Annotated in this window: 13 protein-coding genes and 1 tRNA gene; 6 read left to right on the top strand and 8 right to left on the bottom strand. The window is 73.2% G+C overall.

The window, feature by feature from the left end; translation table 11 throughout:
• Positions 1–43: 43 nt before the first annotated feature.
• From pth to SCA03_RS09470, 6 genes are all read right to left on the bottom strand, one after another.
• Positions 44–640, bottom strand: coding sequence for an aminoacyl-tRNA hydrolase (pth, locus tag SCA03_RS09495; RefSeq protein ID WP_030877433.1), 597 nt, complete (start codon positions 638–640; stop codon positions 44–46).
• 184 nt (positions 641–824) lie between these two features.
• Positions 825–1,412, bottom strand: coding sequence for a 50S ribosomal protein L25/general stress protein Ctc (locus tag SCA03_RS09490; RefSeq protein WP_030877436.1), 588 nt, complete (start codon positions 1,410–1,412; stop codon positions 825–827).
• A gap of 211 nt (positions 1,413–1,623) precedes the next feature.
• The gene (locus SCA03_RS09485) at positions 1,624–2,601 is read right to left on the bottom strand and encodes a ribose-phosphate diphosphokinase (protein WP_030877440.1); all 978 of its coding nucleotides are present in this window, start codon (positions 2,599–2,601) and stop codon (positions 1,624–1,626) included.
• Between the two features lie 171 nt (positions 2,602–2,772).
• Positions 2,773–4,296, bottom strand: a complete 1,524-nt coding sequence (gene glmU, locus SCA03_RS09480; protein WP_086816584.1) for a bifunctional UDP-N-acetylglucosamine diphosphorylase/glucosamine-1-phosphate N-acetyltransferase GlmU — start codon at positions 4,294–4,296, stop codon at positions 2,773–2,775.
• A 125-nt stretch (positions 4,297–4,421) separates the two neighbouring features.
• Positions 4,422–4,493, bottom strand: a tRNA-Gln gene (locus SCA03_RS09475).
• Between the two features lie 11 nt (positions 4,494–4,504).
• Positions 4,505–5,620, bottom strand: a complete 1,116-nt coding sequence (locus SCA03_RS09470) for a hypothetical protein (protein ID WP_230988560.1) — start codon at positions 5,618–5,620, stop codon at positions 4,505–4,507.
• Between the two features lie 177 nt (positions 5,621–5,797).
• Between SCA03_RS09470 and SCA03_RS09460 the strand changes: the two genes are divergently transcribed.
• Positions 5,798–7,612: a sensor histidine kinase gene (locus tag SCA03_RS09460; protein WP_086816586.1), complete on the top strand. Its 1,815-nt coding sequence runs from the start codon at positions 5,798–5,800 to the stop codon at positions 7,610–7,612.
• Positions 7,613–7,924: 312 nt separating this feature from the next.
• Here SCA03_RS09460 and SCA03_RS09455 read toward each other — a convergent pair whose 3' ends face one another.
• A complete protein-coding gene (locus tag SCA03_RS09455; RefSeq protein ID WP_086816588.1) occupies positions 7,925–8,506 on the bottom strand; it encodes an SUKH-3 domain-containing protein in 582 nt (193 codons plus the stop codon).
• The gene (locus tag SCA03_RS09450; RefSeq protein ID WP_037851425.1) at positions 8,503–9,162 is read right to left on the bottom strand and encodes a YwqJ-related putative deaminase; all 660 of its coding nucleotides are present in this window, start codon (positions 9,160–9,162) and stop codon (positions 8,503–8,505) included. The genes SCA03_RS09455 and SCA03_RS09450 overlap by 4 nt, the downstream gene beginning before the upstream one ends.
• A gap of 600 nt (positions 9,163–9,762) precedes the next feature.
• Between SCA03_RS09450 and SCA03_RS09445 the strand changes: the two genes are divergently transcribed.
• From SCA03_RS09445 to mfd, 5 genes are all read left to right on the top strand, one after another.
• Positions 9,763–10,797, top strand: a complete 1,035-nt coding sequence (locus SCA03_RS09445) for an SMI1/KNR4 family protein (RefSeq protein ID WP_037851426.1) — start codon at positions 9,763–9,765, stop codon at positions 10,795–10,797.
• Between the two features lie 7 nt (positions 10,798–10,804).
• Positions 10,805–13,402 (top strand): SUKH-4 family immunity protein, encoded by a 2,598-nt coding sequence (locus SCA03_RS09440; protein ID WP_086817817.1) that lies wholly within the window; start codon positions 10,805–10,807, stop codon positions 13,400–13,402.
• Positions 13,403–13,754: 352 nt separating this feature from the next.
• Positions 13,755–14,783: an LCP family protein gene (locus SCA03_RS09435; protein ID WP_078872867.1), complete on the top strand. Its 1,029-nt coding sequence runs from the start codon at positions 13,755–13,757 to the stop codon at positions 14,781–14,783.
• 171 nt (positions 14,784–14,954) lie between these two features.
• Positions 14,955–15,932: a coiled-coil domain-containing protein gene (locus SCA03_RS09430; RefSeq protein WP_141275303.1), complete on the top strand. Its 978-nt coding sequence runs from the start codon at positions 14,955–14,957 to the stop codon at positions 15,930–15,932.
• Positions 15,933–16,254: 322 nt separating this feature from the next.
• On the top strand, positions 16,255–19,818 hold the full coding sequence (gene mfd, locus SCA03_RS09425; protein ID WP_030877467.1) for a transcription-repair coupling factor: 3,564 nt from the start codon (positions 16,255–16,257) through the stop codon (positions 19,816–19,818).
• Positions 19,819–19,895: the final 77 nt, after the last annotated feature.

The raw sequence follows: 19,895 nt of genomic DNA, 5'->3' as shown, positions 1-19,895 counted from the left end.
TGGGGAATGAGGGGGCCGGGGGCATGAGGGGGTGCCCGGGTGCCTAGCTGTTGAACGTGCCCTGTGCGCGCTCCAGGCCCTCCGTGGCGAGGGATTCCACCGCGTCGGCGGCGCGGTCCACGAAGTAGTCGAGTTCCTTGCGTTCCGGGCCGGAGAAGTCTTTGAGGACGTAGTCGGCCACCTGCATACGGCCCGGGGGGCGGCCCACGCCGAAGCGGACGCGGTAGTAGTCCGAACCGAGCACCTTCGTCAGGGACTTCAGACCGTTGTGGCCGTTGTCGCCGCCGCCCCGCTTCAGCCGCAGGGTGCCGTAGTCGATGTCCAACTCGTCGTGGACGACGATCAGCCGCTCCGCCGTCAGCCCGTAGAAGTCGAGCAGCCCCTTGACCGGGCCGCCCGAAAGGTTCATGAAGGCCATCGGCTTGGCCAGCACCACCCGGTGGCTGGAGACTCCCGGCACACCCAGCCGGCCCTCCAGCGCCTGCGCACGCCCCGCCTTGTGCGCGCGGAACGAGCCACCCAGCCGGGAGGCCAGCAGATCGGCCACCATGAAGCCCACGTTGTGCCGGTTCCCGGCGTACTCGCGTCCCGGGTTGCCCAGTCCGGCGATCAGCCAGGGCGCGTTGTCGGCCGCCGTCATCTGTGTGCCTTCCGTGCCGTCGGTGTCTCAGGGGCCCCGGCGCGCGGCCGGGGAGGGCGTCCGGGCCGGGCCGGACCGTGCAAGCCGCCCCCGCGCGGACGGGCCCGCAGCGCGGACCACGACCCGGGCGGGGGCGGACGGACGCCGGGCACCACGGCCCGGCAGGAGAAGAAGCCGAGGAACGTTACTCGGCGGCGGCCTCCTCGCCGCCCTCTTCCTCGCCGGGCTCCTCGGCCTGCGCGGCCAGGACCTGGATGACGGTCTCGTCGCCCTCGATCGCCAGCGACGTGCCCTTCGGCAGCTTGATGTCCTTGGCGGCCACCGAGTCACCCGCGACGAGGCCCTCGACCGACACCGTCACCGTCTCCGGGATGTGCGTGGCCTCGGCCTCGACCGGCAGCGAGTTGTAGACGTGCTCCAGCAGGTGCTGGCCCGGGCCCAGGTCGCCCTCGATGTGGATCGGCACGTCCACGCTGACCTTCTCGCCGCGCTTGACGATCAGCAGGTCCACGTGGATCAGGAACTGGCGGATCGCCTCACGCTGCACCGCCTTGGGGATGACCAGCTCCTGCTTGCCGTCGATGTCCAGGTTGATCAGGACGTTCGACGTCTTCAGGGCCATCATCATGTCGTAGCTCGGCAGGGCGATGTGCACCGGCTCGGCACCGTGCCCGTAGACCACGGCCGGGATCTTGCCCTCCTGGCGGAGCCGGCGGGAGGCACCCTTGCCGAACTCGTTGCGGACCGTGGCGGAAAGCTTGACGTCAGCCATCTGCGCTCCTCGTAGAAGTCGGAAACGAACAACACGTGCATGCCACTCGGTCCCGACGGACCTGCTACTCAGAGCGCGCGTCGATTACGGAGCCGCCGACCGCACACACGCGACCGGCCTCCCTCGCCGAGCGACCCGATGAGTCTACTCGGCGAAAGAGGCCGGCCGGAAATCGATCACAAACCGCCCGTACAGCCCCGGGCGCGGGGCCTCACGCCTGCTCGTCGAAGAGGCTCGTCACCGAACCGTCCTCGAACACCTCTCGCACGGCGCGCGCGATCGTCGGCGCCATCGACAGCACCGTGATCTTCTCCAGCTCCAGCTCACCCGGCGTCGGCAGCGTGTTCGTGAACACGAACTCGCTCACCTTCGAATTCTTCAGCCGGTCCGCCGCCGGACCCGACAGCACACCGTGCGTCGCCGTCACGATGACGTCCGCCGCACCGTTCGCGAACAGCGCGTCCGCCGCCGCACAGATCGTGCCACCCGTGTCGATCATGTCGTCGACCAGGACGCACACCCGGTCCTTCACCTCGCCGACGACCTCGTGCACCGTCACCTGGTTCGCCACGTCCGGATCCCGGCGCTTGTGGACGATCGCCAGCGGCGCACCCAGCCGGTCCGCCCACCGGTCCGCCACCCGCACCCGGCCGGCGTCCGGCGAGACGACCGTCAGCTTGTCGCGGTCCACCTTGGCGCCCACATAGTCCGCCAGCAGCGGCAGCGCGAACAGGTGGTCGACCGGGCCGTCGAAGAAGCCCTGAATCTGATCGGTGTGCAGATCCACCGTCAGGATCCGGTCCGCACCCGCCGTGCGGAACATGTCCGCCATCAGCCGCGCGGAGATCGGCTCCCGGCCCCGGTGCTTCTTGTCCTGCCGCGCATAGCCGTAGAACGGCACAATCACGGTGATGCTCCGCGCCGAGGCACGCTTGAGCGCATCGATCATGATCAGCTGCTCGACGATCCACTTGTTGATCGGAGCCGTGTGGCTCTGCATCAAGAAGCAGTCGGCGCCGCGCGCGGACTCCTGGAAACGGACGTAGATCTCACCGTTCGCGAAGTCGAAAGCCTTGGTCGGGACCACGCCGATTCCGAGCTGCTTCGCGACTTCTTCGGCCAGTTCGGGGTGAGCGCGGCCGGAGAAGAGCATCAGTTTCTTCTCGCCGGTCGTCTTGATCCCGGTCACTGCTGTTGTCTCCCTGTGTGTGCGCCGCACAGCGGCTGGTTCATCGGCGGCTGATCGGCGACGGGTCGGCGGCACGTCGGTTCCGGATCGGCGGCGCGTCGGTTTCCGGCCGCATGGCTCATCCGGCCCCTCTCAACCGTACGCGTTCGCCTTCACGCCCGGGATACCCGGTCAGCTGTTCCTCTCCGCCTCCGCGCCGCCACTCCGCGCAGCTTCCGAGCCCTCCGCGGCTTCGCCCTCCGCCTGCGCTGACTGCGCTGCCTGCGCCGACTCCGCGGCCTGCGCCGCCGCGCTCCCCGGACGCTTCCGCGCCACCCAGCCCGCGATATTGCGCTGCTGACCACGCGCCACCGCCAGCGAACCGGGCGGCACATCCTTCGTGATCACCGAACCCGCAGCGGTGTACGCACCGTCCCCCACCGTGACCGGCGCCACGAACATGTTGTCCGCGCCCGTCCGGCAGTGCGCGCCCACCGTCGTCCGGTGCTTGTTCACCCCGTCGTAGTTCACGAACACACTCGCCGCACCGATGTTGCTGTGCTCACCGATCTCCGCATCGCCCACATACGACAGATGCGGCACCTTCGTCGCCTCGCCGATCTCCGCGTTCTTCATCTCGACGAAACTGCCCGCCTTCACCTTCCGCTCCAGCCGCGTACCCGGCCGCAGATAGGTGTACGGACCGACCGACGCCTCCGGGCCGATCTCCGCGCCCTGCGCCACCGTGTTGCTCACCGAGGCGCCCGCACCGACCCGGGTGTCCGTCAGCCGCGAATTCGGCCCCACCTCGCAGTCCGCGCCCAGATGAGTGGCGCCCAGCAGCTGGCAGTTCGGGTGCACCGTCGCATCCGGCTCGTACGTCACCGCCGCGTCCAGCCACGTCGTCGCCGGATCGACCACCGTCACACCGGCCAGCATCGCGTCCTCGACCAGCCGCGCGTTCAGCATCCGCCGGGCCTCGGCCAGCTGCACCCGGTTGTTGATCCCCGCGATCTCCCGGTGATCGTCCGCCAGCGCCGCCCCCACCCGGTGACCGGCCTCGCGCAGGATCCCCAGCACATCCGTGAGGTACTCCTCACCCTGGCTGTTGTCCGTACGGACCTTGCCCAGCGCCTCCGACAGCAGCCGGCCGTCGAACGCGAACACCCCGGAGTTGATCTCCCGGATGGCCCGCTGCGCCACCGTCGCGTCCTTGTGCTCGACGATCGCCGTCACGGCGCCGCCCGCCGGATCGCGGACGATACGGCCGTAGCCCGTCGCGTCCGGCACCTCGGCCGTCAGCACGGTGACGGCGTTGCCGTCCGCGGTGTGGGTGTCGGCCAGCCGCTGGAGCGTCGCCCCCGTCAGCAGCGGGGTGTCACCGCACGTCACCAGCACGGTGCCGTCGAGCACCGCGCCCTGACGGCCCAGCTCCTCCAGGCCCGTACGCACCGCGTGCCCCGTGCCGTTCTGCTCGTGCTGGACGGCGGTGGAGACATCAGCGCCGGTCTCCGCCAGATGCGCGGTGACCTTCTCGCGGCCGTGTCCGACGATCACCACGAGCTGCTCGGGATCGAGCGTCCGTGCGGCGTTCACCACATGGCCGACGAGGGACCTGCCGCAGATCTCGTGCAGAACCTTGGGGGTCGCGGACTTCATGCGGGTGCCCTCACCCGCTGCGAGTACGACGACGGCTGCCGGGCGATTGGCGCTCACGGGTGTGCCCTTCGGCTTCGGGGGTGGGGTGCTGTTCGGCAGGATACCGGGGGGTTTGCGCACCTGAAGCGGGGGCGGGGCATGGCGGTGAGGGAACGGCGGAGCCGGAAAGGCTGTCGTGCGGGCTCCCCTGCCAGGACTCGAACCTGGAATGATCCGTCCAAAGCGGACTGTGTTGCCGATTACACCACAGGGGATGGCAAGTTGGTCAATTCGGACAACCTGCCTCGGCTGCCGAATCGATCCCCAACACTATGCCGTACCACCAGCCTTCGATGCGACGGTACAGCTCGGCGCCCTGCCGGACGCGCACGACCAGGCACCCTCGGTAATTCTCTCCGGTGTTCTTACGGACCGTTCTGGGATTGTGCCGCTTCAACGTCGTCTTGTTGAACGACTCGGGACCGGCCGCCGCGAGGTCGGCCCAGTACCGCTCGGCGGCTCGGACATCGGCCGATTCGTGGATCATGACGGTGAAGCGGAGACGGTCCCTTTCCACGCCCAGCAGGTCCAGCCACGCCAGGTACAGACGGATCATGTCCGGGTCGCTGTTGACGAATACGACGTTCTCCTCCCGGCGGTAGGGCTTGCTCTTGCTGCCCTCCGCCCAGTACAGCCCCACCCCGACCAGGAACAGCTCCCGGTCGGTGAGGGGGCCGATCTCCTCGCGGGCCCGCTGCCGGGTCTCCTCGCGCAGCCGGTCGCGCGCTCTGCGCTGCTCCGCGAGCCCCTCCCGCATCAGGGCCCGCTGCTCCTCCGGGGTGTAGCGGGGCTTCGGTCTCGGGAGGTCCCGTACCCACAGGGAGACCGAGCTGCGGGAGACGCCCAGCTCCAGCTCGATGCGGTCGTAGGTCCAGCCCAGCAGGCGCAGTTCGCGGGCGCGGGCGCGCAGGTCGTCCTTGGCGTTGGGGCGGCGGGTCCAGGCGGGTGGGGGCTCGCCGCGCAGCAGCCGGCCGAGGAGGTCGTTGTTGCCGATCTTGAGGCGGTCGCGGATCCGGCGACGGCTGAGCCCGGCGCGGCGGAGGGCGAGGGCCTGCTCGCGGAGGCGTGCGTACTCGGGGTCGTCCGGCGCGGTCGGCGCGTCCGGCGCGGCGGGTTCAGCGGGTTCGGCGGGTTCGGTGGGTTCGGCGGACGTGCCGGGTGAGTCGGGCCCGCCGGGTGAACCGGGTGGTGCGGGCCCGCCGGGTGGTGCGGGTGGTGCGGGTCCGCCGGGTGGTGCGGGTGCGCCGGGTTCGGGGTGTGCGGTGGAGGTGCCGGAGGCGGCCGGTGTGCTCGGGGTGCCTGGTGTCGATGGGGGCCGGTGCGGTTCGGGGGTCTCGGTCATGGATTCAGATTCCGGGAGCGAGGCCCTGTGCTCTGCCGAAAACGGTCACAATTCAGCGGTTCGAGTGCAGGTTCTCTGTTCGATTGCGAAAGAGGCAGGTCACGGCTAGAAGCACGGAACTGGGGGTTCCGGGGCTCGCACGGAAAGGGCGTGGAGCCCGGTCGTACGCTGGGCGGTATGACCGAGACGGGGGAAAACCGCGCCAGGGGCGCACCGTGGTGGTGGGGCCGTCCGCGCAGCGTGGTTCTCGATGTGTTCCTGGGGGTGGCCTCGGCCGCCGAATGCGGTCTTCAGGGGGAGAGCTTCGCCCGGGAGACGGGCCTTCCGACGGCGCTCACGGTGCTGCTGGGGCTGCTGGTGGGCGGTCTGCTGGTGCTGCGCCGCCGGTGGCCGATCGCCGTCGTGCTGGTGGCCATCGCGGTGATACCGGCCGAGATGGGCACGCTGATGAGCATCGTCGGGCTCTACACCCTGGCCGCGACGGAGGTGCCGCGCCGGATCACGGGGCTGCTCGCCTCGATGGCGGCCCTGGGCACGCTGGTGATGGTGATGGTCCGGCTGGGCCAGGGCATCGGCCAGGATCCCGACTTCAACCCGTCGGCGTGGTTCGTGCCGCTGATGTCGGTGCTGTGGTCCGTGGGGATGACGGCGCCGCCGGTGCTGCTGGGCCTGTACGTGGGGGCGCGGCGCCGGCTGGTGGAGTCGCTGCGCGAACGCGCTGACGGTCTGGAGCGGGAGCTGTCGCTGCTGGCCGACCGTGCGGAGGAGCGCGCCGAGTGGGCGCGGAACGAGGAGCGCACCCGGATCGCCCGGGAGATGCACGACGTCGTGGCACACCGGGTGAGCCTGATGGTGGTGCACGCGGCGGCGTTGCAGGCGGTCGCGCTGAAGGACCCGGAGAAGGCGTCGAAGAACGCGGCCCTGGTGGGGGACATGGGGCGGCAGGCGCTGGAGGAGCTGCGCACGATGCTCGGTGTGCTGCGGGCCGGGGATGCCGGGAAGTCCGCGGCGGGCGAGAGGTCCGGGGCGGCGGCCGGGGCGCTCCCGGTCGCGGCCGGGGCCGGAGCCGGTGCCGAGGCCGGGCAGCGCGGTGCCGGGTCCGGTGCGGCCGGGCAGCGGGTGTCCGGGGCGCGCCGGGGGACGTCGGCGGGGGCTCACGGTGCTGACGGCGCTGACGGTGCAGACGGCGGGGCCGGTGGGACCGGTGGGACCGGTGGGACCAGCGGAACCGGTGGGGGTGCGGTGCCCGGTGAGGACGTTGCGCCCGGTGGGACCCCTGCGGTCGGCGCGGTCCGTCCGGACGGTGTGGACGTGGACGTGGACGTGGAAGCGGTCGCGGCGGATGGTGTGAACGGTGCGGACGGCGCCGGCCGCGGGGAGGGCGCAGCCGTCGGTGCGGGCGTCGCGGAGCCGGGACGGGACGGTGTGGTCGGGCCGCGGGGCGCGCCGGCGGGGTCCGGCGGCGGGACGGTGTCTGCTTCCGGGGGCGCGGGTGTGGGCTCGGCGTCCGGTGCCGCGGGGGCCGGGCGGTCGCCCTCGGCGGCGGTCGGCGGTGCCGGTTCCGGTGTGGCCGAGGCCGTCGCGGGCGTGGGGGCGCCACGGCTGGCGGAGCTGGACGTGCTGGTCGGCCAGTCGCGCGCGGCGGGCATGACGGTGGAGTTGAGCGTGGAGGGCGAGCCGGTGCGCGAGTGCCCCGAGCCGGTGGAGCAGACCGCGTACCGGGTGGTGCAGGAGGCGTTGACGAACGTCCACAAGCATGCGGCGGGCGCGGCGACGCGGGTGCGGGTGGCGCACCGTGCGGCGGAGGTGGCGCTCCAGGTGGAGAACGAACCGGCGGTCGACGGTGCGGTGGAGGCCGGATTGCCCAGTGGGGGCAATGGCCTGGTGGGGATGCGGGAGCGGGTGACCGCGCTCGGCGGGGGGTTCGTCTCGGGCCCGACGGACGCCGGGGGCTTCCGGGTCTCGGCGATCATCCCGTACGCCCGCTCCTGACCCGACCCGCCGCCCGGCCCGTCTCCCTGCACCCGTACACGCCTCGTACCGGGGGTGCCTGGTGTCCGTGTGCCTCGCGTTCGGTGCCTTCTGCGCCTGACCTGCCTCGCGCCGTTGCCCTTTGCGCCTGAGCGCCTTGCACCGGTGCCCCTGTGCCTGACGTGCCTCGTGTCCGACGTGTCTCGCGCCGGACGTATGTGTGTCCGACATGCCGTATGCCAGGTCCGCCGCGAAATGCCCGGTGTGCCTTGCGCCTCGCGTGCGTCCGGCCCGGAAACCCTTGTCCTGGACGCGTCTTGTGCCGGACGCGTGTCATTCCTCCGCGACGGGAGCGGTGGACTGGGCCGACGAGGCGGTCGGATCGGGCGGAGAGGCCGGAGCGGGCGAGGCTGCCGGGGTCGGGTTCGGGTTCGTCGGGGCGGTGAGTTTGGTGGGGGTGAGGCCCATGAGGAGGGCGGAGAGGGCGGTGTCGAAGTCGGGGCCGAGGTACCAGTCGCCGGTGGGGTCGAGGCTGTAGACGCGGCGCTGGGCGTCGATGGCGAGGAGGGCCTCGCCTTCGCCGTCGGTGCCGAGCGGGCAGATCTCGGTGGCGAGCGCCCGGCCGAGGTCGCCGAAGGTGCGGGCGGCGTGCAGCCCGGTGAGGGGGTCGATGCGCACGGTGGAGGGCGCGAGGTGCCGGCCGGGCCCGGTGGGGACGATGTCGAGTCCGCCGAACTCGGCCCAGACCTCGACGGCTGCGGGGAAGACGGCGTGCCGGTGGCCGGCGGGGGAGACGTGGGCGCGGAGGGTGTCGGCCCACAGTTCGGCCTGGCGGATGTCCCAGCGGCCGGGCTCCCAGCCTGCGGTGCGCAGCGGGTCGTCGACGGCGACGGGGAAGCGCGTGGTGGTGCTCACGAGGCGCTCTCCTGGGCCGGGTCGACGGGCCGGACGCCGAAGTGGGCGAGGAGGGCGGTGCAGGAGCGGCAGGGGGGCGCGTAGGTGCCGTGCAGGGGGTCGCCGTCCTCGCGGATGCGGCGCGCGGTGAGCTTGGCGTGCTTGAGGGCGCGCTTGGCCTCGCTGAGGGTGAGCGGCTTGGGGGGTTTGGGGGCGCGGGTGTTCTTGCCGGCTTTGCCGGAGCCGCCGTTGCGGGTGGGGCGGCGGGCGGCGCGTTTGTCGGCGCGGGCGGCTTCGGTGGCCGTCAGATAGCGGGACAGGAGGGCGGCTTCGGGGCAGCGGCCGGTGTGGCGGGCGCGGTGGTCGGTGGTGAGGGTGTCGAGGAAGTCCTGGACGAGGGGGTGGTGTGCGGGGGGCTGGTCGCCGCGGCTGCCGGTGCAGGTGAGGGTTTCGCCGCGGATGGACAGGGCGGCGGCGACGGCGGGGAGGATGCCGTCGCGGCGCTGCCGCAGCACGGGGGCGGTGGCGGCGAGGGTGTCGGCGCCGGAGGTCCAGCTGACGCGGGGGTCGTGCTGGTGTGCCGGGCGGGCGGCGGGTGTGCCGTGTGCGGTGCCGGTGGCCGGGTCCTGGGCGGGGTGCTGTCCTGGCCGGCTGTGCGGTTGTTGAGCGGTGTGCATGTTGGAGCTTCCTCCCCGTGCGTCCCCCTCTGTGCCGGGGATCAGCGCCAAGTATGCAGTGTGGGGCATGAGTCGATCATTCCGCCGTTCCTGTCGGGGATGTGTGGCGGCGGTGTGTGTGCGGTGTGTGCAGCATTTCCGCCGCGGGGGTTGTGCCCACGGGGAGGGGCGTGTTCGACGGCGCTCAAGTGGGTTCACGGGAAAGGGGGTTTGGGCGGCCGGCGGGGTTTCAACGCGTCGTGTGCGGGGGTGGGCGCGGGTGGCGCGCGGAGGGGGTGGCGGTGCGCTGGAGGCGGTGTGGTGCGTCCGCCTCCGGTGGCGGGTGGGGGGCGCGGAGCCCGGGGCTCCGGGGGTTCGGGAGGCGGAGTTCTCCGTGTTCTCCGTATCGGCGCCGGCCGCCGGTGGTTTTCCTTCGATCCGGCGGGTTTCGGGACGAACCGGTCGGTGAAGAGGCGGTGTTCACGGTCGTCCCGCGGGGCCGGGGACGGCCGTGGCGGACCGGTCGGGGCGGGCCGGGCGTCGGCCGAGGGGCGGTGACCGGCTGTCGCCGTACCGCATAGGCTGTTCGGTACCAGCCAGAAGCAGCAGGGGGCTACCGCCATGACGACAGGTCCGCTCGGGCTGGGGGCACCTCCCGGCCCCCAGGGCCCGGGAGACGGCCAGGGAGGCGCCGGGAGCGAAGCGGCGCCTCCGAACCGGGCGTACGCCGGCCAGGTCGTGAACTTCCCGGATCCGGTCAGGGCGGCCCGGTATCCCCAGGGGGTCCGGGTCGATCCGTACGGGTATCCGGACTTCTCCGCGTACGCGCGTGCCGCGGCGGAGATCGCCGAGCCGCCGGAGGGGTTCGGCGGCGACGAACTGCGGCTGACGGACTTCGTCTCGGCGAACGCGGCGCTGCACGCGTCGGGGCACGAGTTGTGGGCTGAGCTGCCGGCTGTCGCGACGCCGCACGGCTGGACGTGGCACCACGTGGTGCGCAGCCGCCGGATGGAGCTGATCCCGGTCGAGGTGAAGGCGCTGCTGCGGCACCACGGCGGGCTGGCGACGGCGGCTGTCGACCATGCGAAGACGGGCACCCGGCCGTTGCAGGAGACGCGTCCCGCGCATTTCAAGGTGCCGCACGGCGGGGGTCCGGCCGTCCCGGAGCAGCAGGTGGTGGATGCCGAGGAGCGGCTGGGGTACCGGCTGCCGGGCGCGTACCGCACCTTCCTGAAGGCGGCGGGCGGCTGCGCGCCGCACGGTGTGGCGCTGGACGCCGAGCTGGGTCTGCTGGTGGACCAGCCGTTCTTCACGGTGCGGGACGAGGCGGCGGTGAACGACCTCGTCTACGTCAACAAGTGCCTGCGCGACCACCTCACCAAGGACTTCCTGGGCGTCGGTTTCGTCCAGGGCGGGCTGATCGCGGTGAAGGTGAAGGGCGAGTCCCTCGGTTCGGTGTGGTTCTGCGCGTTCGACGACGCGCGGGACGCGGACGGGATGGTCGTCCAGGAGCGGGTGGAGCGGCTGCTGCGGCCGTGCGGCGCGGACTTCGACGAGTTCCTGCTGCGGCTGGCCGGGTCCCCGCCGGAGTTGGAGACCGTGGCGAACCTGATGGTGGACGGCGGCTTCGCGCGTGCCGTCCCTGTGGAGAGGTGAGAGCGCGATGGTGACCTTGGCGCAGGCCCAGGAGCGCGCCGAGCGCTGGGTGAACGGGGACGTGCCGGGCTATCAGCACCGCCAGGTGCAGGTACGCGAGTTCGCCCTGGGGTTCGTCGCGTGGGCGGAGGACCGCGCGGGCGGCCCGGTGTCCGACGGCGGGAGCGTCCGGCTGGTCATCGCGCGGGACAGCGGGGAGTCGACGCTGTGGCCGGGGCTGCCGGTGGGCGAGGTCATCCGCCGGTACGAGGAGGAGTACGGCGGCCGTCCGGAGCAGCCGGTGCCGGCGCAGGCGCCCGCGCAGCGGCTGGATCTGGAGGCGACGTCGTTCCTGCTGACGCCCCCGGAGTGGCTCCAGCAGGCGGCCGATCAGATGGGCATCCCCGACCGCCGCGCGGAGGGCGCCCCGGACGCCGGCGCACCGGCCGCACCCGCACCGCCCACGCCGCCTCCGCCCCCGGCACCCTCCCCGCCCGCCGCTCCTTCTCCTGCCGCGGCCGGGGCGGAGGCGGGGCCCGGTACGCCCGGGCCGCCGTCCGGTGCCGGGCCCTGGGCGGGCGCGGACACGAGCAGCGCGGACGGCGAGGCCCAGGCTCCTCCGGCGACGGTGTTCGCGCCGCCGATCACCGGCAGCGACGAGGACGAGCCGCCGCCGAGCGCGTCCTCGGAGGCGCCGACCGCGCTGATGCCGGAGGGCAGTGCGCTGCCCAGGACGACGGTGGCGCCCCAGGTGGACGAGCCGTCCGACGGCGAACGGCCCGCCGCGCAGCCGTCTCAGCCGTCTCAGCCGTCCTCTTCTTCTCCGTCCGGCGGCCCGGACGCTCCGACAGCTCCGCGGGCCGGTGACGGCGAGTCGCCGGGCGGCCCCGGGGCGCCGGACTCCGGTGCGGGCACCGGCGGCGGGGTGCACCACGCCGCCACGATGCTGGCCGAGCCCTCGCAGGGCGGCGGCTCGCCGGCTCCGCCGCCTCCCGCGGCGCCGCGCCCGCCCGGCGCCGGTGACATCGCGGACGCCGCCACGAGCCGGGCGCCGCGCGGTGCGGCCCCCTCGCGCTCGTCGCGCGGTTCGGGCCCGTCCGTGCCGCCGCCTCCGGGCGCGCCGGGGACGCCGGGCGCCCGCCCGGGCGCGGGCACGCAGGGCGGCGGTTCGTCTGCGTCTTCGTCCGCCGCGTCTTCTGCGGCCCCTTCGTCGTCGACGCCGCCGCCTCCGCCGGCCCCGGGTGCCCCCGGCGGTCCGGGCGCGCCCGGTGGCGGCTATGTGCCGACGCAGATGGTCTCGGCGGACGACATCAAGGAGAGCGGCCGACACGGCACGGTGTCGCCGCCCGGCTCCGGCAGCGCGGGCGGCCCGCCCGGTGACGCCTCCGGTGGTTCCGCCGGCGGCGCGGGCGGTGTGCACCAGGCCGCGACGATGCTGGCGGGTCCCGGCGGCTCCACTCCGCCCCCGGCTCCCGGCCCGCCGCCGGCCGCTCCGGGCGCTCCAGGCGCTCCGCCGTCGGGTGCTCCCGGTACGCCGCCGCCCGCGGCGCCGGGCACCCCGCCGCCGGGCGGCGCCTACGGCTTTCCGCAGCCGCAGCAGCCCGCCGCTCCGGCGTACGGGTATCCGCAGCCGTCCGGCCAGCCGACGGTCGGGCCCGGCTACATGGCCGTGCTGCGCTACCGCGCGCACGACGGCTCGGAGCAGCAGCTCATCCGCCGCTCGGCGCCGGGTCTGCCGCACCCGGAGTGGCAGATCCTGCACGAGCTGCGCGGTATGAACGTGCCTCCGCAGCAGGTGCTGGAGCTGCACACGGAGCTGGAGTCCTGCGATCTGCCGGGCGGGTACTGCACCCGGATGATCCGGGAGACCTGGCCGCAGGTGCGGGTGAGCCACACCGCCTCGTACGGCACGGACCACGCCTCGCGGCAGCAGGGCATGCGTCATCTGATCGAGCACCAGGGCGAGTTGCACCAGGTCGCGGACGGTCCGGCGCGTCCGGCGCCGAACCGGGTGCCGCTGCCGCCGCCGCACCAGATCCCGCCGGCGCCGCCCGTCCCGCCGGACGCGATCGGCCAGGAACTGATGCAGGCGTTCGGTCCGCAGGGGGTCTTCCGGTTCGATCAGCGTGCGGTCTCCCGGCAGGGTGTGCCGGACATCGTGGCGCAGACGCTGGTGTGGGCCGGGGTGCCGGTCGACATGGGCCCGTTCTTCTGGGGGCAGGCGCAGCCGGGCCGTCCGGTGCCGACGCTGGCGGAGCTGGCGCAGGAGCGGGGCGTCCAGCCGGCGTCGGATGCGGCCTCGTATCTGGTGATGGGCTCGGACTTCGGCAAGCAGCTGTGTGTCCAGTACGGCACGGCGCACATCGTGGCGGTCCCGCTGGAGCCCGGCCCGGGTGGCCAGTCGCAGCCGCCGCAGTTCGTGAACACCGGGCTGCCGGAGTTCGTGCGCTGCATGGCGATGCTGGGCCGGATGTGGCGGCTGCGGTACGGGCTGACGCAGGAGCAGGCCGGGCGCTGGACGGTGGACTTCCAGGCCCAGTTGGCGGCGCTGGACGCGGCGGCGCTCTCCTCGCCGGACAACTGGTGGGCGGTGCTGCTCGAACAGATGTGGGACGGCCTGTTCTGACGGTCTGCCTGGCTCCGACGGCCTGCTCTGCCTGATGGCCTGCTCTGCCTGACGGTCCGCCCGGCTCCGATGGCCCGCTCGGCCCTGACGGTCTGCCTGGCCCCGGCGATCTGTTCCGCCTGATGGCCTGCACGGCCTGACGGTCCGCCCGGCTCGGACGGTCTGTTCGGGCTGACGGTCTGTTCGGCCTGACGGTCTGTTCGGCCTGACCGTGTGCCTGGCCCGCGGTCCGCCCGCCGCGACGGCCCGTCCCGCCGCTGCCGGGACGCCGGGTCCGCCCGGTGCCGGCGTGCTGCGGCCGTACGGACCAGTCCCGCGCGCGGGCGCGGCCGTGGTGCGCGACCGTCGGGGCATGCACGGCGGGGAGTACACGAGCACGGTCTACCGGTCCCGGCGCCGGGGGCCGGGCGGCGGCCGGTGGCGCACCTGGCTGCGGTGGACGCTGCTCGTGCTGCTCGTCCTGGTCGTGGTGGCGGTGTGCGGGCTCGCCGGCACCTATCTGTGGGCGGACGACCGGCTGCGGCAGACCCCGGCGCTGGCCGATCACCCGGGCCGCCCGGCCCCGGGGAAGGGCAGCAACTGGCTGATCATCGGCTCCGACACCCGCTCCGACCTGACCCGGAAGGAGCGGCAGGAGCTGCATGTGGGCGGCGGCGGCCGGCGCAACACGGACACGGTGATGGTGCTGCACCACGGCGCCTCGGGCCCGTATCTGGTCAGCATTCCGCGGGACAGCTATGTGCCGATCCCCGGCCACGGCCGCGGGAAGATCAACTCGGCCTATGCGCGGGGCGGTCCGAAGCTGCTGACGCGGACGGTCGAGGACGCCACCGGGCTGCGGCTGGACCACTACGCGGAGATCGACTTCCTCGGTTTCACCCGGGTCGTGGACGCGCTGGACGGGGTGCGCCTGTGTCTGCGCAGGCCGCTGCGGGACGAGAAGTCGGGCGCCGATCTGCGGGCCGGCTGCCAGACACTGCACGGCCGGGACGCGCTGGCCTTCGTCCGCGCCCGCTACAGCGATCCGCGGGGCGATCTGGGCCGGGTCGAGCGGCAGCGCATGCTGCTGCGGGCGCTGGTGCACGAGGGGACGGGCGCGAGCGTGGTGTCCGACCCGTGGCGGTTCTATCCGTTCCTCGGCGCGGCCCTGGACGCCGTCACCGTCGACGAGGGGACCGATGTCCTGTCACTCGCACGGATGGCCTGGAAGGTCAGGGGGCTGACGGGCGGGGACGGCGGGACGGCGACGGTCCCGGTGGCGAATCCGGGGCTCAGCGTGCCGGGGGCGGGCGAGGTCGTGGCCTGGGACCGGGCCAGGGCACGCGAGCTTTTTGATCAGTTGCGCCGGGATGTGCCGATTACAGCCGTGCGGGTGACGTGACGCATCCTGGAGTCGGGCGGAGTGTGGCGTTATGGCCCTCTCATGTCTCTCGCTCGAAATCATTCGAGTTCGCTGAAATGCCGAGCATGCCAAGCATGCCAAGCATGTCGAGCATGCCGAGAAAGCTGAGATTCTGCCCGGAAGTGTCGTCGCTGAGGTAAGGGGCTCGATATGGGTGCGTCGTCGCCGCACGGCTTCGTCGTCGTCAGGGGCCGCGGGTACCGGCCCGAGCAGGTCGACGGCCGCGTCACCGATCTGAACGAGGAGCGCGAGGCGGCCTGGGAACGGGTCGCGCAGCTGACGGCGCTCGCCGAGGAGCAGGCGCAGGAGGCGGAGCGGCTGCGCGGTATCGCGGCGTCGATGCCCCCGCAGACGTACGAGGCGCTCGGCGCACGCGCCCAGGGCCTGCTGGCCACGGCCGAGGCGGAGGCCGAGGCGCTCCGCGCTGCCGCCGAGGGCGAGGCCCAGGAGGTGACCGAGCAGGCGCAGACGGAGGCGGACCGGATCCGGGACGCGGCCCGGGACGCCTCGGCCCGGCAGCGCACCGAGGCGGAGGCCGCGGCGGAGCGCACCGTGGAGGAGGCGTCGGAACGCGCCGACGAGCTGCGCGCCGACGCCCGCGCCTACGCGGAGCGCCTGGTGCGGGAGGCGGCGGAGGCGCTCCAGGAGATGTCCCGCCAGTGCGCCGCCCTGCTGGAGCAGCAGGAGGAGGAGCAGGCGGCCGAGGCGGAGGCGCTGGACCGGGAGCTGGCCCAGCAGGAGGCGGCGACGGACGCGCGCGTCGTCGAGATGGAGGACCGCGGCGAGCGGGTGCTCGCCGAGGCCCGCAGGACGTACTCCGAGGCCGAGGAGGCCGCCCGGCACCGGGCGGAGGACGCCTCGGCCCAGGGCGAGGAGCTGCTGGCGCAGGCCCGTGTCCGGGAGGAGGGCATCCAGCGCGAGACGGAGCGGGTGCTGCGGGAGCACGACGAGCGCACCGAGGAGCTGCGGCGGCACATGGCGCATGTCCGCTCCTCCCTGGCGGCGCTGACCGGCCGCGCGGGTGAGGTGCCCGACGAAGAGGTGGAGGCCGTGGAGGCCGTGGAGGACGTGGCCCCCTCGGCCTCCCTGCCGGGCGGCGGCGCCCAGGGCGGCGCCGGCCAGGACTGAGCCGCCGCCCCGCACCGGCCCCGTTCCCGCCCCTTCCCGTACACGCTCCGTATACGGCCGTGCCCCTGCCCGTCCGGCGGGGGCACGGCCGTGTGCGCCGCCGCCGACCGCTCGTGCGCGGGTCCGCCCCGGCCGGGAGGGGGCGGGGCGGCCCGGGCGGGGCCGGGTCGCGTCCGGGCTGCACGCGGCCTCACCTGGGGCTTCCGCTGTGGCCGGGCGGCATTCGGGGGACGCGGCGTACGCTGGAAGAACCCCCGGCCCGCCGCGCGCGCCGGGTTCTTCGTCGTGCCCACCCCGCGCTTCCCGGACGGAAAACAGCCCCATGAGCCTGCACGGTCTGCTCGATGCCGTCACCCAGGACCCCGCCCTGGCGGAGGCCGTCAAGGCGGCCGCCGACGGCAACCGCCACCACGTCGACCTCGTGGGCCCCTCCGCAGCCCGGCCGTTCACCGTCGCCGCGCTGGCCCGCTCCGCGCAGCGTCCGGTCCTGGCGGTGACGGCGACGGGCCGGGAGGCCGAGGATCTGGCCGCCTCGCTGCGCTCGCTGCTGCCCGGCGAGGGCATCGTGGAGTACCCGTCGTGGGAGACCCTGCCGCACGAGCGGCTCAGCCCCCGCTCGGACACCGTCGGGCGGCGGCTCGCGGTGCTGCGCAGGCTGGCGCACCCCGATCCGTCCGACCCGCAGGCCGGCCCCGTCTCCGTCGTGGTGGCGCCGATCCGCTCGGTGCTCCAGCCGCAGGTCAAGGGCCTGGGCGATCTGGTGCCGGTCGCGCTGCGGCAGGGCCAGGAGGCCGATCTGGAGGAGACCGTCGAGGCGCTGTCCGCCGCGGCCTACTCGCGGGTCGAACTGGTGGAGAACCGCGGGGACTTCGCGGTGCGCGGCGGCATCCTCGACGTCTTCCCGCCGACCGAGGAGCACCCCGTACGGGTGGAGTTCTGGGGCGACGAGGTCGAGGAGATCCGCTGGTTCCGGGTCGCCGACCAGCGCTCCATGGAGGTCGCCGAGCACGGTCTGTGGGCGCCGCCGTGCCGGGAGCTGCTGCTCACCGACGAGGTGCGGCGCCGCGCGGCCGAGCTGGCGGCCGACCACCCGGAGCTGCACGAACTCCTCGGCAAGATCGCCGAGGGGATCGCGGTGGACGGCATGGAGTCCCTCGCCCCGGTGCTCGTCGACGAGATGGAGCTGCTGCTGGACGTGCTGCCGGCCGGCAGCATGACCGTCGTCTGCGACCCGGAGCGGGTGCGGACCCGGGCCGCCGATCTGGTCGCCACCAGCCAGGAGTTCCTCCAGGCGTCCTGGGCGGCGGCCGCCATGAGCGACGACGCGCAGGGCCGGGCGCCCATCGACGTCGGCGCCGCCTCGCTGCGCGGTATCGCGGACATCCGCGAGCACGCCCGCGAGCTGGGCATGATGTGGTGGACGGTCAGCCAGTTCGGCACGGACACCGAGCTGGACGCCGAGGAGCCGGGGGAGGAGAGCCTCCAGCTGGGCCTCCAGGCGCCCGAGACCTACCGGGGCGACACGGCGCGTGCCCTGGCCGACACCCGGCGCTGGCTGTCCGAGGGCTGGCGGTGCGTCTACCTCACCGAGGGGCACGGCCCGGCCGCCCGCACCGTCGAGGTGCTCGGCAACGAGGACGTGCCGGCCCGTCTGGCCGGGCCCGACCTGGCGACGCTCGACCCGTCGCTCGTGCACGTCGCCTGCGGCTCCCTCGACAACGGTTTCCTCGCGCCGGGCCTGAAGCTGGCCGTGCTCACGGAGACGGACCTCACCGGCCAGAAGGCCGCCGGCAGCCAGACCGCGCGGATGCCGGCCCGGCGCCGCAAGCAGATCGACCCGCTCACCCTCCAGCCCGGCGACTACATCGTCCACGAGCAGCACGGCGTGGGCCGCTACATCGAGATGGTGCAGCGCACCGTGCAGGGCGCCACCCGCGAGTACCTGCTGGTGGAGTACGCGCCGGCGAAGCGCGGCCAGCCCGGCGACCGGCTGTTCGTGCCCACCGACCAGCTGGAGCAGATCACCAAGTACGTGGGCGGCGAGCAGCCCACCCTGCACCGGCTCGGCGGGGCCGACTGGACGAAGACGAAGGCCCGAGCCAAGAAGGCCGTCAAGGAGATCGCCGCCGACCTCATCAAGCTCTACAGCGCGCGCATGGCCGCGCCCGGGCACGCGTTCGGCTCCGACACCCCCTGGCAGCGGGAGCTGGAGGACGCCTTCCCGTACGCCGAGACCCCCGATCAGCTGACCACGATCGGCGAGGTCAAGGAGGACATGGAGAAGTCCGTCCCGATGGACAGGCTGATCTGCGGCGACGTCGGCTACGGCAAGACGGAGATCGCCGTGCGGGCCGCGTTCAAGGCCGTGCAGGACGGCAAGCAGGTCGCCGTGCTGGTGCCGACCACGCTGCTCGTGCAGCAGCACTACGGCACCTTCACCGAGCGGTACGGGCAGTTCCCCGTCAACGTCCGCGCGCTGTCCCGCTTCCAGACCGACACCGAGTCCCGGGCGACGCTCGACGGGCTGCGCGACGGCACGGTCGACATCGTCATCGGCACGCACCGGCTGTTCTCGTCCGAGACGAAGTTCAAGGAGCTGGGGCTCGTCATCGTCGACGAGGAGCAGCGGTTCGGTGTCGAGCACAAGGAGCAGCTGAAGAAGCTGCGGGCCAACGTGGACGTGCTGACCATGTCCGCGACGCCGATCCCGCGCACGCTGGAGATGGCCGTCACCGGCATCCGGGAGATGTCGACGATCACCACGCCGCCGGAGGAGCGGCACCCGGTGCTCACCTTCGTCGGGCCCTACGAGGACAAGCAGATCGCCGCCGCGATCCGGCGCGAACTGCTGCGCGAGGGGCAGGTCTTCTACATCCACAACCGGGTCGAGTCCATCGACCGGGCGGCGGCCCGGCTGCGGCAGACCGTGCCCGAGGCGCGGATCGCCACCGCGCACGGGCAGATGTCCGAGCAGGCGCTGGAGCAGGTCGTCGTCGACTTCTGGGAGAAGAAGTTCGATGTGCTGGTCTCCACGACGATCGTCGAGTCCGGCATCGACATCTCCAACGCCAACACCCTCATCGTCGAACGGGGCGACACCTTCGGCCTGTCCCAGCTGCACCAGCTGCGCGGCCGGGTCGGCCGGGGCCGGGAACGCGGATACGCCTACTTCCTCTACCCGCCGGAGAAGCCGCTGACGGAGACGGCGCACGAGCGGCTCGCCACCATCGCGCAGCACACCGAGATGGGCGCCGGCATGTACGTCGCGATGAAGGACCTGGAGATCCGGGGCGCCGGCAATCTGCTCGGCGGCGAGCAGTCCGGGCACATCGCGGGCGTCGGCTTCGATCTGTACGTCCGGATGGTGGGCGAGGCCGTCGCCGACTACCGCGCGGCGCTGGAGTCCGGTGAGGCGCCGGAGGAGGCACCGCCGGAGGTGAAGATCGAACTGCCGGTCGACGCGCACGTCCCGCACGACTACGCGCCCGGCGAGCGGCTGCGGCTCCAGGCGTACCGGTCCATCGCCGCCGCCACCTCCGAGGAGGACATCAAGGCCGTCCGCGAGGAGCTGGCCGACCGCTACGGCCCGCTGCCCGAGCCGGTGGAGAATCTGCTGCTGGTCGCCGGGCTGCGGATGCTGGCCCGCGCGGCCGGTGTCACCGACATCACCCTCCAGGGCAACAACATCCGCTTCAGCCCCGTCGAACTGCGCGAGTCCCAGGAGCTGCGGCTCAAGCGGATCTACCCCGGCTCCGTGATCAAGGGCGCCACCCACCAGGTCCTCGTCCCCCGCCCGAAGCCCCAGGGCATCGGCAGCAAGCCGCTCACCGGCCGTGAACTGCTCGCGTGGGTCGGTGAGTTCCTGACGACGATCCCCATGGGCTAGGAGAGGTCCGGCGGTTGACCGGCAGGCGGCCGGCGGCTGTTACCGAATGCGGACACGAACCGGTGAACAACGCCTGC

The sequence above is a fragment of the Streptomyces cacaoi genome, assembly GCF_006539165.1.
GTDB classification, from domain to species: Bacteria; Actinomycetota; Actinomycetes; order Streptomycetales; family Streptomycetaceae; genus Streptomyces; species Streptomyces cacaoi.
This window is presented reverse-complemented; position numbering and strand designations above follow the sequence as displayed.